Annotated in this window: 10 protein-coding genes; 7 read left to right on the forward strand and 3 right to left on the reverse strand. The window is 43.1% G+C overall.

Features of this window, described 5'->3' with window-relative positions:
- The first annotated feature begins 281 nt into the window (after nucleotides 1–281).
- Complete coding sequence (locus VA249_RS16110; protein WP_221071572.1) at nucleotides 282–2,336, forward strand: EAL domain-containing protein; 2,055 nt, start codon at nucleotides 282–284, stop codon at nucleotides 2,334–2,336.
- Between the two features lie 151 nt (nucleotides 2,337–2,487).
- On the opposite strand, the gene azu is transcribed toward VA249_RS16110, so the two are convergent.
- Complete coding sequence (gene azu, locus VA249_RS16115; protein ID WP_221071573.1) at nucleotides 2,488–2,940, reverse strand: azurin; 453 nt, start codon at nucleotides 2,938–2,940, stop codon at nucleotides 2,488–2,490.
- Nucleotides 2,941–3,557: 617 nt separating this feature from the next.
- Here azu and VA249_RS16120 point away from each other — a divergent pair.
- The 3 genes from VA249_RS16120 to VA249_RS16130 all read left to right on the forward strand — a co-directional run bounded on the left by VA249_RS16120 (nucleotide 3,558) and on the right by VA249_RS16130 (nucleotide 10,093).
- Nucleotides 3,558–7,187 (forward strand): Ig-like domain-containing protein, encoded by a 3,630-nt coding sequence (locus tag VA249_RS16120; protein ID WP_221071575.1) that lies wholly within the window; start codon nucleotides 3,558–3,560, stop codon nucleotides 7,185–7,187.
- A 276-nt stretch (nucleotides 7,188–7,463) separates the two neighbouring features.
- Nucleotides 7,464–8,693 carry an NAD(P)/FAD-dependent oxidoreductase gene (locus VA249_RS16125; RefSeq protein WP_221071577.1) on the forward strand — a complete coding sequence of 410 codons (1,230 nt, stop codon included), beginning with the start codon at nucleotides 7,464–7,466 and terminating at the stop codon, nucleotides 8,691–8,693.
- A gap of 92 nt (nucleotides 8,694–8,785) precedes the next feature.
- Nucleotides 8,786–10,093: a dicarboxylate/amino acid:cation symporter gene (locus tag VA249_RS16130; RefSeq protein WP_221071579.1), complete on the forward strand. Its 1,308-nt coding sequence runs from the start codon at nucleotides 8,786–8,788 to the stop codon at nucleotides 10,091–10,093.
- 93 nt (nucleotides 10,094–10,186) lie between these two features.
- Here the strand turns inward: VA249_RS16130 and VA249_RS16135 are convergent, their stop codons facing one another.
- Entirely contained in the window at nucleotides 10,187–10,834 is a 648-nt protein-coding gene (locus tag VA249_RS16135; protein ID WP_221071581.1) for an HAD family hydrolase, read from the reverse strand.
- Nucleotides 10,835–11,127: 293 nt separating this feature from the next.
- On the opposite strand from VA249_RS16135, the gene VA249_RS16140 reads away from it, so the two are divergent.
- From VA249_RS16140 to VA249_RS16150, 3 genes are all read left to right on the forward strand, one after another.
- Nucleotides 11,128–12,210 carry a lactonase family protein gene (locus tag VA249_RS16140; RefSeq protein WP_221071583.1) on the forward strand — a complete coding sequence of 361 codons (1,083 nt, stop codon included), beginning with the start codon at nucleotides 11,128–11,130 and terminating at the stop codon, nucleotides 12,208–12,210.
- Between the two features lie 136 nt (nucleotides 12,211–12,346).
- Nucleotides 12,347–12,880, forward strand: coding sequence for a YbhB/YbcL family Raf kinase inhibitor-like protein (locus VA249_RS16145; protein WP_221071585.1), 534 nt, complete (start codon nucleotides 12,347–12,349; stop codon nucleotides 12,878–12,880).
- A gap of 26 nt (nucleotides 12,881–12,906) precedes the next feature.
- A complete protein-coding gene (locus VA249_RS16150; protein WP_221072195.1) occupies nucleotides 12,907–13,689 on the forward strand; it encodes a helix-turn-helix transcriptional regulator in 783 nt (260 codons plus the stop codon).
- 70 nt (nucleotides 13,690–13,759) lie between these two features.
- Here VA249_RS16150 and arsB read toward each other — a convergent pair whose 3' ends face one another.
- Entirely contained in the window at nucleotides 13,760–14,815 is a 1,056-nt protein-coding gene (arsB, locus tag VA249_RS16155) for an ACR3 family arsenite efflux transporter (protein ID WP_221071587.1), read from the reverse strand.
- Nucleotides 14,816–14,896 lie beyond the last annotated feature (81 nt).

A 14,896-nucleotide genomic window follows, 5' to 3' on the forward strand; every position in this document is an offset into this window, starting at 1 on the left:
CTCGAATGATACCGTCTTCGACGCTAACGCCAATTTCTTTATATATTTGAGATTGTACAGGTGTTCATTGCTGATTGCGTCGCTATACTCCGTCGTAAAACAACGAACGGAAAACGACGTACGCTTGTTATCAGTGATATTACTCTGCAATAATGATTCATTTATCAATATAGGCTTAAGTCAGACATTCCCTCATTGAGCAACAAAATAAACGGACTTTAATTGCGGCGAACTTCCTGTGCGACTCTAATGATCGGACATCGACGGATAAAATGTGCCCAATGAACAATCGATATTTTAATCGACTTTTTACTGCAATTTCTTCCAATTTATATGTCAACGGACTGTGCAATGTCCTTGTAATGTTGCTGCCAGTTTCTTTGATCTCTGCTTTTAGTGCATTAATTGGTAATCTTTTGATGATGGCCGGTTACGAAAAGATGGGTGAAACGATTGCTACAGGCAGTGTGATTGTTTGGAAGCTATTTCCTATATTGCTGCTGGTGTATTTCTCTCAGTTTTTATCTTCTTTACACAAAGTATCACGCGTAAATGTTATTACACCGTCCTTGATGATCTATTTCATTGTGTGCAATGAATGGGGATTACTGCAGGAGGGGACGGTCGTACCGAGCAACTACCCGTTAGGAATATTAGTTCCTATCGCAGTGGCGTGGTCTGTACGCTTTATGCAAGATCGTAAATGGTTCTTTGTCTCAGATCTTCCTAATGTTGTTGATCAATCATACAACTTGTTGATGGCAACAACGGTATTGGTCGTGTTTTATGCCGCTCTTGGCTATTTATTCGGGCTGATGTTTGATGTCGCTGAGATCAGGGCTTTTTTATTGCCTAACATAGAACCCAATTCTTTGTTTGATGGCATCATCTATGAATTAGTACGTAACTTGTTTTGGGCTATCGGTATTAATGGCCATGTCATTTTTGCCTCATATAAAGCTGAACTCTTTGAGATGACCCAAATGGCGCTGCAGAATCATGAGCTGTTCAATACGCCAATCCCAATTCTAACCACCAATTTTTTTGACTTTTATGCGGGATTAGGGGGGGCGGGTAACACCATTTCTTTGGTGCTATGCATGTTGTTTTTAACCAAGAACCGTAGCTATAAGATGTTGGGTGCAGCAGTATTGGTGTTGAGTGTATTTAATATCAATGAACCAGTTCTCTACGGTTTACCCATTATTTTTAACCCTGTATTGATCGTGCCATTTCTGCTCGCTCCAGTTATCGGACTTATTATCGCCTATATTGCGACGTCAACAGGTATGGTGGCCCCAATATCAGAGATTATGAGTTGGATGACTCCGCCTTTGGTTAGCGGGTATATTGCTACAGGCAATATGTGGACAGGCGCGGCGCTGCAATTGGTCATTATTTTAGTTGGTGTGCTTATCTACTATCCATTTTTTAAACAGATGGACCAAATTAGCAATACCAATGTGTTGTTTGCTAAATCAATAACAGATGATTTTTTCAATTATGAAAACGTTGAGAGTGGCAGAGAAATTGGGGATTTTTTCCCAGAGATCACCAGCAAGTTTGCAGCCCAGAAACGCATCAGTGATTTGAGAAAAACAGGGGAGTTCGTTCTCTATTACCAACCACAGGTTGATGCGCTAAGTGGTGTCATTCGTTCAGTCGAAGTGCTGATCCGCCACCGCTCAGTATCGGGAGAAATTACACCACCGACGTTTTTGAGCGATTTTTCCAAACTTGGTTTGATGAGCGAACTGGATTTATGGGTGGTCGAAACAACATTGAAAGAAGTGGCGCAATTGGCTCATCACCCTCAATTTAAGGTTTCAATAAACCTCTCTCCAGAAACGTGTCTGGTGCCAGATTTTACTGAGAAAGTACTGAATATGATTAACAAAAGTGCGTTATCGTATTCTCAAGTTGAGTTTGAAATAACAGAAGATATGTTGATACAAGACGAGCACCGTACGCACCAAGTGTTGTGTTCATTGAGAGAAGCGGGTGTAAAGATTGCGTTGGACGACTTTGGATCCGGCTACTCATCTATTGGTTATTTATCCAAATTTGACTTTGATAAAGTGAAAATTGATCGTTCGTTGGTGCTCAATCTCAACAATAAAAATGGGCGAGAGCTGTTTCGGTTGACTACCGAGCTTATAAAAATCACCGGAGCAGAAACGGTGGCAGAGGGCATTGAAACTGAAATTGAGCTCGCATTTATGGCAGAACAAGACATTAACCTGATCCAAGGTTACTATTTTTATAAACCAATGCCATTTTATGATGTAGTAAAATTGTATTCGAATTACGCGCAACAAACCGTTATTAATGGATGACTATCATCTTAAGTGATAAGTGATAAGTGATAAGTGATAAGTGTCTGTTGTCATTGGTATGAATACCTCACGAAAGACATACAATAAAGGGAAGCCAATAGGCTTCCCTTTTTAGTTTAAACGGATATTCATTTATGACGTTGATTTTGTATTACTTAAATTCGAACTTGCCTTGCATGATTGCCCAGTGGCCCGGAAACGAACAGAAGAATGAGTAATCGCCGCCTGGTGTCATGTTTTCAGTACTGAAAGTAATTGAGGTACTTTCTCCACCACCAATGACTTTGGTAAATGCATATACGCGATCATCGTTTGGTTTTACGTAGTTGTTCTCAAGCCCTGCCGACATCCCCTCAGTTCCTACCGCTTGTAAGTTTGCTGTGTCTGCGATAACGACATTATGACCCATAGATTGAGCTGGCATTTTTCCCGTATGATTAAGGGTTAATTTCACTTCTTTACATGTCGCAGGGACACTCAGTGTTTTGGTCGAAAATTGCATCATGTCGTTAGCATCGACAGAAACCTCACATTCGGCACTTGCCTGAGCGCCAAAGCTCAACCCTACCATGGCGAATGTAGCTGCTAATAAACGTAATGACATATAAAACTCTCCTTGATTTCTTTAAGCTGACTAGGATTCAAACTGATCCATTACTCTCATTATCTTTAAAACGGTGAAAATAAAATGTGCTTCAATGCGTAAAATGACGTTTTGTTTCAAATTTGTAGCAAAGCATTCTTCAGAACTATTATTCCGTCAGCTGTCTAATAGAGTTCAGTTTGAAAAGTGATAACTGTGATCGTCTTCAAAATTTATTGGATAATCTGTTTGTTTTATAAACGCACTAAATTTTTTGTAAGGTTATTCACACAACAACATGTAAGTAAATGTGTCTACCATTTTCATATTGTAACTTTTTAGATTTCAAATACACTTAAAACATTGATTTGCAAATCTAATATTTATTTATGATGATAATGTAGTTTTGTTTAACCTGGAGCACATTTCCATAAATTTGAATTAGAGTCCCACTTTTTTGTGTGCTTATTGTTCATGTTCAATTTGTCATCATTTTGGCGCAAAAATACGTTCTAATTTTGGCGTTTTTACATATGTAAGCCAGGTTACATTTTGTTACATCCGTTCGCTGCGACGCGAAAAAAGTTCCTGCCTATAATGCGTATTCATTTTATTGTTGTTTATATAAGTTCCTAATTATGAGAAAGAATACGCTCGCATTCATACCAAGTGTTTTGGCACTTGCGATCGGCATGGCATTGCCAGCAGCTCAGGCCGCAGTTAATACAGACGCATCCATCGTTGGTTCTGAGAGCCAATGGTGGAACACGTACAAAGTTACGCTAACTAACGACGGTTCTAAGCCAGTTGAACTGCGTGATGCAAAGATTGTGTTTGATACAAACATGTCAATGTCAACGCCATCTTGGTCTGCGCAAGGTATCAGTTACCCTGGCATGAAGTTCAGCAGCAATGCGCAAGGTAGTGTGTTTAGCAATACGCTTGCTTTGTCTTTTGACAACGGCAGCTGGATTAAGTCTCAACTTCAAGCTGGTGACAAAATTGAGCTAACACTTGGTGTGAGCGGTGTATTAGATCTTGCTCTTCTTCAAGATACCATTCGTCTGATTGCAGATGATGAAGGTGAGGTTGGTGAGCCAGAAATCTCAATTCAACTGGCATCACCAGTGAATGGCGCTGAGTTTGTAGAAGGCCAGAGCGTTTCAATGCTAGCGAATGTAAAAGCAAGCAATACAAGCGTGAAAGCGGTGACATTTTTTGTCGATGGCACACAAGTTTCTAGCGTGTCTAAAGCCCCTTATCAAGCAAGTTGGACAGCGGTAGGTGAGGGAGCTCACACTATCAAAGCGCTTGTTGAAGACGCTTCAGGTCTGACGCAAGAACAATCCGTAAGTATTACGGTTAAAGCGAAAGAGATTGATCCACCAGTAGAACCTGAAGTTCATGAGTTAACGTTTGTTGCTCCAACTCAAGGTCAAGTTTTCACTGTTGGTGAAGAGACGGTTATTAAAGCTCGCGTCGATGGTGAGTTGATCACAAAACTTGAGTTTTGGGCTAATGATCGCAAGCTAGGTCAGCGTGTTATCAATGCTGACCAAGCACTTTACTCGCAAAAGTGGACACCAAGCGAAATCGGTAATGCAAACCTTAAAATTGTGGTTCTTGACCAAGCGAACCAGATTGTTAAGCAAAACATTCTAACGGTTGCTGTAGAGTCAGAAGAGATATTCGTTGCGCCGGAAGTGAAATTCGTAACGCCAACTAACGGTTCGACAATTGATAAAGATGCAACGGTATCAATCTCTGTTCGTGCAACCGATACTGACCAAGATCTATCTCAAGTTGTGGTTAAAGCGAATAACCAAGAAATCTGTTCATTTGATGCTAAAACAACAAATGCATTTGAATGTAACTGGAAAGCTAAGCAAGCGGGCAATGTAACGCTTAAAGCGATTGCGACAGACGCACAAAACCTATCTTCAACGGCGCAAGTGCGTATTACAGTTGAAGAAGAAACGGTTACACCACCACCAGTAACACCGCCAGGCGGTCTATGTGCGGATTTCAATGTTTACCCGGATTGGACTCGTGGTGATCACGCAACTGGCGGCGACATCATGGTTCACAAAAACATCGCTTACTCTGCGATTTACTGGACTCAATCGGTACCAGGCAGCGATGCTTCATGGTCATTGCACCTAAACTGTGACGGTACTGAGCCAGGCACAGCGCCATTGCTATCGCTACAAAACCCAATGGACCCAGTTCGTCTAGAGGTTGCTGGTTGGCCAAATACATTTGTTGTTGCTAGCCCATCCACAGACGCGCCAGCAACAGTAACGATTGAAGCTGCGAACAGCGACGTATTAGCAAATGTGGATCAACTTACTCGTGCATTTGTTTCTATCATCGAACAAGCAGAGCTAGCGGGTACTTCATCGCTCATCATCAGCAGTGATGTACTTGATCTAGCGACTCAAGACAAAGGTGCATCGATTGGTACAGTTGCGGTTAAACAAGCTTTGACGAACGCGATGGATATCACTGGTAGCCAAATTGACATCGAGGCGATTAATGCGCTGACGGATGATGTGAAAGGCTGGGCGCAAGCGCATAACCTAATCATCACGACGCTTGCTCCTGAAGCAACATTTGGTTGGTCACTAAGCATTGGCGATTTCGCATACGATACTCACTCTGGTCGTCAGTCTGTATGGGATGAAGCATCTGTATTTAGTGCTGATCTACTTGCAACGCTAGAGCTATACAAAGCGGATGCGGCAAACAAAGCAGACTTCGTTGTATTCACGAAATCAAGTGCAACAGAGGCACTGACAAGCGAACAATGGCACAACGCGCTAGAATACGTGAAGCAAGTATCTGACTACGTGAAGACACCAGCGATGCTGGCTAATATGCCAACAAATCAAGCTGCAGGTTACTTCATGGGTGACACTGCGGGTAAACCACAATTACGTAAAGCGGCATTTAGCAACGTATTTGCGCTAACGTTTGATCAAGATAGCCAAGAGCTAACGGCTAAGATTGAGCGTTACCAAGATGCGAAAGTACCACTGTATTACGTAGGTGAAGAGCTAGAAAAAGGTTCACTAACTAGCATTGAAGCGTTGAACCAACAGCTAGCTGACGCTGAAAATGCGATGGATAACGAAGCGTTCCTATACGAAACTCCGCAATCACAGTGGATTCCATCAAGCGTTTACAAATGGAATGATTTCCTAGATGGTTTGAATGCAATGCACAACATCGGTGTTGCAGGCAACAAGTTCTGGTTGATGGATGAGAACGTTGACGATGCAACCAACATCAAATACGCAAAAGTCGCGATTGCAGCATTCCTAGCGCAAAGTATGCAGGAAACGATTCGTTACAACGCGTGTGATGAGAACAACTGGTCTGAAACAAAATACGGTGCGCCAGCAGATTACCCAATGACAGCAAGTTGTGGTCAGCTAGGTCAGAAATACGCTGATTATGGTGTAAACCCAGTTTCTGGTTTAGATCACGCTTACTCTTGTCCACGTGATAGCAAGATGGAAGTGAGCGCACTTACGCACGCTAAATGGTACGGTGCGCCAGCGCCAGTATTTGCAGCGCCTGATGCAGTGCTTGAAGAGCGTGGTCTGCTTGTAAATGGTGCGGCTGGTCGTTGGACAAACAACGGTCACTGTAATGATGTTCCAGAAAGCGTAGATACCTCTAAGCAAGTTTGGGAACGTGATGAGTGTAAGACTTACGTTGGTCAAAAAGCAGGTAAGTTTATTTGGGACGGCAGCAGTCAAGAAAGTGTTGAAGGTTGTGGTTGGTGGGGCCGTGGTGTAATTCAAACTACTGGTCGTCAAAACTTTGGTACGCTTAACCACTACTTAGGTCGTTCACACGTTGATCCAGAGACAATTGGTAAAACAATTGATGGTGTAACCGTTGAAGCGCCACCGGCGAACCCGCTATACGCTGAGCTTGATTTCTGTTCAAACCCTGGTTTGATCTGTAGTTCTGAAGAGAACAAAGAGATCAAGTGGATTGCAGGTCTATTCTACTGGGTAACATCTGTACAGGCTTACAACGATGAAGGCGGTCAATACGCAGATTGGAACTACTACAGCGAAATCAAGAAGTACGTTGATAATGGTATGAGTGGTTCTCAATTTATCGATGACGTTTCTGGTATCGTTAACCGTGGCTGTCCAGATCTAACTTGTTCGACAGGTGATGTTCACAACGTGAAAGAGCGTCGTGAGAACTTTAAACTTGTTCTACAAAAACTGGGTCTTGATCCAAAGTAAGTTGGTAAAGACTAAGTAATCTATAAACAAAGCCATCGCTGAAAGGTGATGGCTTTTCTGTTTCTATCTCTATTTTGCTTTCTGCTTTCTGCTTTCTGCTTTCTGCTTCCTCTGCTTTTAATGCGTTTGTCCGTGCTATATTGTTACTCTACCGTAATAGTTATTTTCGTTTTTAGCTGATTATCATTTATTTTATACCCAATATAATGCCTGCCATTCCAACGCATCGAATGCGTTTCGATTTCATATATAGATTGATGGTGACTGGAGAGCAGTATGTCGAATTTTGTTGTTGTAGGTGGTGGTGCTGCGGGCCTAGAAATGGTGACTCGTTTAGCGAGCAAATTCGCGGGCAAAGCAAACCATAATGTCACCTTAGTTGAACCCTCGTCTCATCACCTTTGGAAACCTCGTTTACACGAAATAGCCGCAGGAACTTTTGACACTGAACTTGATGCGGTTGCTTTTCGTCTTCACTCTGCGTGTCACGGTTATCAATATGTGCAAGGCAAAATGTCAGGCTTAAATCGAGCACAAAAATCGATAACAGTGACTTCGGAATCTGCGGCAGAACAAACGCTGCATTACGACTATCTCGTGATGGCAGTTGGCGCGATCAGCAACGATTTTAAGACCCCTGGTGTTAGTGAACATTGCTTGTTTTTAGATTCAGCTTCTCAGGCAGAGAAAGCGTGGGAACAAATGAAGCAACTTCTTGCGAACGGTGGTTCACATCGTGTGTCTATCGTTGGCGCAGGTGCTACAGGCGTTGAATTGGCGGCAGAATGGGCAAAAGTCAGTCAGCAATTAAACCGTTACCAAAAAGGCACCGCGCTTTCTATTACATTGATAGAAGCTGCTGATCGAGTGCTACCTGCAAGTGCACAGTGCATGTCTGAAAAGGTAATGAAAAAACTCCAAAAACAAGGTGTTAACGTTCGTTTAAACACGCGAGTTCAGCGTGCAGAAGCGGATCGAATTATCACCGAAAATGAAGTGATCCCGGCTGATTTACAAATTTGGGCGGCGGGAATCCGGTGTCCAGATTGGCTGGCGAATCTTGATGGTTTAGAAACTAATCGAATTAACCAACTTAAAGTGCTGCCCACATTGCAAACCACGTTGGATGAAAATGTGTTTGTCATTGGTGATAGCGCCGAGTGTCCACAAGATGATGGAACATTTGTACCGCCTCGGGCTCAAGCTGCGAATCAAGCGGCTGGTCATTTAGCGAAGCAGTTCGGTCGCTTGGTTAAAGGCAAAGCGCTAAAACCGTTTGTATTCAAAGATGGTGGCATGGTTGTCGCACTAGGGCATGATTACGCGGTCGGTGCACTAATGAATGACAAAGTCGTATTGAGAGGACGATATGTTCGTCGACTGTATGACACCATTTTTAGATTACACCAGCAGGTCATATTTGGTTGGTTTCGTGTATCGGCATTAGTGGTTCTAAAACGTGTAAAAAGTCTTTTGAACCCATACTACAAAGGATCTTGGTCCTAATTCGTTTCATCACTTGCTTTGGCATGTGACTTAACCCTCCATATTCTAATAAGCGCCCAAGCCCCTTTGGTTTGAGGCGCTAGGCTCTTTTTATGCGCAAATTGCAATTATCTCTCCCTGTTCAATTACTTATTTCAGCGCTTCTAGCGTGGGGTGGTGCTCAGCTTACTCTGTTCCTCATTGGTGACGATGTCGCGAATAAGGTGAATCTACTCTCGAGTGGTTATTACCAAACCCTTATGTTAGGTAAAACGATCTATTTGGGATTACTTAAGATGGTCGTAGGCTTAATGGTGCTGTTTTCCCTCGTTGAGGGAATCACCAATATTGGTTCAACGTTACGCTTGAAAGCACTGGGTGGGCGTACGCTGCTTTTTTATAGCTTTACGACGTTGATCGCAATCAGCTTAGGGTTGGGCGCGTCATTAGCACTGCCGGCATGGGAGCCATTGAGTCAGAATATTCCAATTGGCCATGATGTTAAGTTGATTGATGAGCAGGCGTCAGGTGGGGCTGCTATCCTAGCAAACCTTGTCAAAATGGCTTTGGTTAATCCATTTGCTGCTATCGCGGATGGAAATTTGCTCGCGATTGTTGTTTTCTCATTTATGGCAGGAATAGCCATACTGCTTTCTGTGCCATCGGGTCATCCTTTGTTAGCAGTGATTTCAGGATTGAATAAAAGCATCAATACCATGATTCGAGGCATTGTTAAGCTATCGCCAATTGCGATTTTTGCTATCGTTTTTGATATCTCGTTTACTTCAAACGGAAGTTTGATACTGCAACTTGCTTTGTTCGCGTTGTTGGTCTTCGCTTTGACGATGGTACATGGTCTGATTGTGTTACCCGCTATTGCAAAAGTGATGACGGGCATTTCACCTAAGACACTGTTTAAAGCGATATCAGCACCGCTAGCGATGGCTTTTGCGACATCTTCTAGTGCGGCAGCGCTTCCGCTCGCTAAACAGAGTGCGGAGGAAAATCTCGATGTTTCACCAGAAGTCAGTAGCATGGTTTTGCCTCTTGGCTCGGTGATGAACATGGATGGAACCGCGCTTTTCGAGGGTGTCGCTGCCATCTTTCTCGCCCAATTGTTTGGGGTTGATTTGACAACGACAGGACTTGTGATGATTTTCATTATGGCGATGGTTTCATCTGTTGGGGCACCAGGCATGCCATCGGGATCGATGTCTGGAATGCAATTGGTGCTACTCGCGGCAGGCATACCGCTCGAAGCGATTGCAATTTTGTTAGTGATCGAACGACCGCTAGATACATTCCGTACTGCAGTTAACGTTGAGGGTGACTTAATTGCTACTTTAGTGATTGATCGTTGGCAGAAAAAGCAATTGGCAATGCCTCAAACGGAACAAAGTGCAGAGTTGTTGGTGAGCTAAAAGAGTCTTGATAGCTTGAATAGAAGTAGGCATCAATTGTAACGATAAAACGCGCTAAATTTTGGCGCGTTTATTTGGGTGGAGAGTGCAAAGTCAAATTTTCTTTAGATGAAGCAATACGTCGTGGAGTGACGGCAGGATGGTATGTCCAAACTGGCGTACTTCATCGCAAGGCTCAACAAGGTCGGGCACTTGGTATGTGATCATGTTTGCTGCGACGGCAGAACGAACGCCATTGTTTGAATCTTCAAATGCTAAACACTTCACGGGTTCGATATTAAGTCGATTGGCCGCCAGCAAATAAATCTCTGGATCGGGTTTGCCGTGAGTCACCTCACAACCCGTGGTTAGGTTGTCGATATATTGGCTTAAATTGGCAAGTTCGAGTTTCTTTATTGCTACTTCTTTCGCTGTGGAGGTAGCAACGGCGATAGGTACGCCTTTCTCTTTGAGCCATTCAAGCAGTTCAATTACGCCTCCTTTTACGGGGATAGCTTGATTTTTAACGATGGCATTGTAACGAGTTCGCCATTCATTATGCAGACGATCTAAGTCATCGCCGTAAGCTTTGCGAAAAATAGTTTCAACGCCTGCTGCGTTGCGACCAATGATGGTTAGATAAACATCTTCGTAGAATGGTAGGTTTTGTACGGCGCATGCTTCTTTAAAAATACGCATACATACTCGTTCTGTATCGAGTAGCAATCCATCCATATCGAAAATAGCAGCTTGAAAATTCATAGGTTTAATACTTATCGATTGAGATGCTGCATTTTGGCACAACGCCAGTTGCATTTCTCGATAAATCGAATGTGATCTATGTATGGCTTCATTTTCTCTCTCAACCAAACCATTTCTTTTGCGTTAATCAATAGTCTTGGGATGATTTGGTGAAACCATATGAAATATTGGCGACGCAAAGTAATACGAAAAGTGATATCAATATCAAAGGTTCGATATTGGTTTTAAAAAAGGTTGCTGTTTATGCGCCTAGACTGCAAGGTAAACCAACACTTGAGATGCAGTAAGGATATATGCTAGTGACGGATTTTGTGCAGTTTATTGTTGGTACTTATACGGACTCGCCGAGTATAAGCGAGGGTGTTGAGTGTATAATGCTGGATCCCGCAACAGGGGAGATCCATCGAGATCAACGCTTCGTTCCTCAAAGTCTATTAGCACATCGTAACCCCTCATATATCACATCAACAAAGCACGGTTTGTATACAATCAACGAAGTCGAAAGAAGCAATAAGCCTGAACTGACATTTGTTAATACCAACGGCAGTAATGCGTTACCTATTAGTGGTGATTATCCTTGTCATCTTGATGTGCACAATCGACTCCTCGCCGTCGCTAATTATGGTTCCGGAAACGTGAGTATTTACCAATTGGATGAAATGGGAAACCCACTCGACTTGATGACGGAATTGTATGTTGAGGGGCAGGGACCAAATCTGGATCGTCAAACATCACCCCATGCTCATCAAGTGACCTTTCTTAAACACACCAATCAACTTGCTGTTGTAGATTTAGGTAGTGATCGGGTTTATCTGTACGATTACGATAAAGATCTCTATACGTTTAGTTTAACGCAAAATATTGAGATGCCAGCGGGTGCGGGCCCTCGACATTTGGTGTTTAATCACGATGAAACCCTTGCTTACGTCGTTTGTGAACTGTCTGAAACGCTAGTGGTTTTGACCAAGAGTGATAGAGAGTGGAGACCAAGCCAAGAGCTTAAACTACTGGAGAATGAAACCACTCAGGAGGCGGCGGCAGCGATCAGACTTAGCCCCGATCAACGGTTTGTGTATGTTTCTTGTCGCGCTCAAAACAAAATTAGTGTTTTTGAACAACGTAGGGAAAATGTAGTTAGGCTAGGCACATATGACAGTGGCGGTGCATTCCCCCGGGATTTTGTTCTTTCACTCGATGGTCAATGGCTTTTGGCTGCAAACCAACATTCTAATTCTATTGTTAGTTTTCGATGTGATAGAGAGACAGGTGCGATATCGCCAAGTGGATTCAGTTGTGAGGTTGGCTCCCCTGTTTGCTTGATAGAAAAGCGCCATGATGAATCTAAGTCATCATCGTTACGTTCAGATAGTTTTTGATCAAGAGAATTGTCATTTAACCAAAAGTGTCACTATAGCGACTAATGTGCTAGATATTGATACTTAATGGTCCGAAAGTGTTTTTTTGAGGGCGTATACTTGCTTCGAACTCAAGAACACGAATAGGAACAGCATCATGAAAGCAATCTCTAAAACTGTATTAGTATTAAGTTTGTTGGCAGTAGGCTCTGCACAAGCATTCGAATTGACAAGCAACGATATTCAAGAAGGTCATCCAATGGCAAAAACATTTGAATACAATGCTTGGGGATGTGATGGGGGAAATCAATCACCACAATTGATGTGGAAAGATGCCCCAGCTGGTACCAAGAGCTTTGCAATCACGGCATATGATCCAGATGCGCCTACGGGAAGTGGCTTTTGGCACTGGACAGCGTTCAACATTCCAGCGTCAGTAAATGAGTTACCACGTAATGTCGACATTCAAAAGTTAGGTGGTAAAGAGTCTCGTATTGATTATGGTACGGTTGGTTTTGGCGGAGTTTGTCCACCAAAAGGTGATGGTATGCACCGCTATCAATTTACAGTTTGGGCATTGCCGACGGATAAGTTGAACCTTGATGAGAATACAACAGCGGCTGTGGTTGGTTTTACGTTAAACAGCATGGCGCTAGGCAAAGCAAAACTAACCGCAACCTACACACGCTAACTGATTGACACCATAAAGGGGGAATGATGGGTTACCCATATCAAGTCACGATATTTCGTGCCGAGCAGTTACAAAAACTGCGTAATGTGAAGATTCATTCCCCAAGTATTATTCAGATTATTACGGGAAGTAAGCGACTGTATTGGAAAGAGTCGACATTGGATCTTTCTCATTCCAGCTTGTTACTTTGTGAAGCCTGCGAATCGCTGAGTTTTGAAAATTTGCCTCAAAAAGGGCGATTTCTTTCTCGAATGTTTAGTTTCCACTGTCTGCCAAGTGATGCGATGCTAGAGCTTAGCCTTGATGTTGGAAAAGACAGTCTATTCCCCACACTAGATGCCGATAAAGCGATACAAGATACACTGAATGCACTGTTTTCTTTTGATCAGCAAAGCATGAGCAAAGAAACTCAGACGTTTTGGATAATGGGGTTGTATCAACAATTGGCAGAGCGAGGGGTTTTGCATATTCTCTTTGCTAGTGCAAATAGTACGTTTAGTCAAAAACTTAGTCGATATCTTGCACATACTCCCGGTGAGGAGCATACGTTGGAAATGGCCGCAGAGCATTTTTCGATGAGCCGAGCAACAATGATTCGAAAGCTCAAACAAGAGGGAACACAGTATAGAGAAGTGTTAGCAGAGGTAAGGCTAAATCATGCGCTGTATTTAATGCAAAATGGCCATTACAACGTCACCATGCTAGCGCAATTGTGCGGTTACCAGTCTGAGGGGCGTTTTAGTCAGCGTTTTAAAGGCAAGTTCGGTCTTACTCCAAGTGACTACATGAAAACCGTGTCTGTGAACTAGGAATGTAAATAACACGCCTCTCGCATACGTGAAAGGCGTGTTTGCCAAGGTGTTGATCAAGGGGGCTTGGCTATTTGTAGTATTTCTGCTTCAGCTTAAGCGCAACGTTTACCAATGCAATTAACACTGGTACTTCAATCAAAGGACCAATCACGCCTGCAAACGCTTGGTCTGAGCTCAGACCGAATACTGCAATAGAAACTGCAATCGCTAACTCGAAGTTATTACCTGTTGCTGTGAAAGCGATCGATGCGTTCTTGTCGTAATCGATGCCCATTTTCTTGCCCACGAAGAAGCTGATAAAGAACATCAATACGAAGTAGATTCCCAATGGAATGGCAACACGGAATACATCCATTGGTAGCTCAAGAATCATTTCACCTTTTAGGCTGAACATCAGCACGATGGTTGCGAGAAGTGCAATCAAAGTGATTGGTGAAATACGTGGAATGAACACGTCGTTGTACCATTGCTCGCCTTTTGCTGCGACTAACCATTTACGGCTTAGGAAGCCCGCTAAGAAAGGGATGCCAAGGTAAATGAGAACGCTTTCTGCGATGTCAATCATTGAGATATCCACCACGAAACCTTCGTAACCAAAGATTGGTGGCAATACGGTAATGAAAAGCCATGCCATGACGCTGTAAGTCACGATTTGGAAAGCACTGTTTAGTGCAACCAACGCTGCGCCGTATTCTTTATTACCGCCACCGATGTCGTTCCATACCAACACCATTGCGATACAACGAGCAAGGCCGATAAGGATAATTCCAACCATGTAGCCCGGATGGTCACCTAGGAAAGTCAATGCAAGGACGAACATCAAAATAGGGCCGACAATCCAGTTCATAACTAAAGACAGCGTGATTGCTTTTTTATCTTTAGTTACCGTGCCTAGTAGGTTGTAGTTCACTTTTGCTAGCGGTGGGTACATCATCAAAATTAAACCAATCGCTAGAGGTACGTTTGTGCTGCCTACGGACATGGATTCATTCCACTGTGCAACTTGTGGGAATGCAGCACCAATACCAACACCAATCGCCATAGCGACAAAGATCCAAACCGTTAGGTAACGATCGAGGAAGCTCATTTTGTTGCTGGCACTATTTAGAACTTGAGTAGTCATAGTGGTCTCTTATTCGTTTATCGTCGAAATACGATAGTTAAAGGTATAGTTTATCTTTGCACACCTTGCCAGGGTGCAAAG

The organism is Vibrio alfacsensis (genome assembly GCF_019670485.1).
In the GTDB taxonomy this organism is placed as follows: Bacteria; Pseudomonadota; Gammaproteobacteria; order Enterobacterales; family Vibrionaceae; genus Vibrio; species Vibrio alfacsensis.

Bases quoted from the DNA above. Each gene is read 5' to 3' on its own strand.
- VA249_RS16125 (WP_221071577.1), top strand. From the start codon at position 7,464: ATGTCGAATTTTGTTGTTGTAGGTGGTGGTGCTGCGGGCCTAGAAATG.
- azu (WP_221071573.1), bottom strand. From the start codon at position 2,940: ATGTCATTACGTTTATTAGCAGCTACATTCGCCATGGTAGGGTTGAGC.
- VA249_RS16110 (WP_221071572.1), top strand. From the start codon at position 282: ATGAACAATCGATATTTTAATCGACTTTTTACTGCAATTTCTTCCAAT.
- arsB (WP_221071587.1), bottom strand. From the start codon at position 14,815: ATGACTACTCAAGTTCTAAATAGTGCCAGCAACAAAATGAGCTTCCTC.
- VA249_RS16140 (WP_221071583.1), top strand. From the start codon at position 11,128: ATGCTAGTGACGGATTTTGTGCAGTTTATTGTTGGTACTTATACGGAC.
- VA249_RS16135 (WP_221071581.1), bottom strand. From the start codon at position 10,834: ATGAATTTTCAAGCTGCTATTTTCGATATGGATGGATTGCTACTCGAT.
- VA249_RS16145 (WP_221071585.1), top strand. From the start codon at position 12,347: ATGAAAGCAATCTCTAAAACTGTATTAGTATTAAGTTTGTTGGCAGTA.
- VA249_RS16130 (WP_221071579.1), top strand. From the start codon at position 8,786: ATGCGCAAATTGCAATTATCTCTCCCTGTTCAATTACTTATTTCAGCG.
- VA249_RS16150 (WP_221072195.1), top strand. From the start codon at position 12,907: ATGGGTTACCCATATCAAGTCACGATATTTCGTGCCGAGCAGTTACAA.
- VA249_RS16120 (WP_221071575.1), top strand. From the start codon at position 3,558: ATGAGAAAGAATACGCTCGCATTCATACCAAGTGTTTTGGCACTTGCG.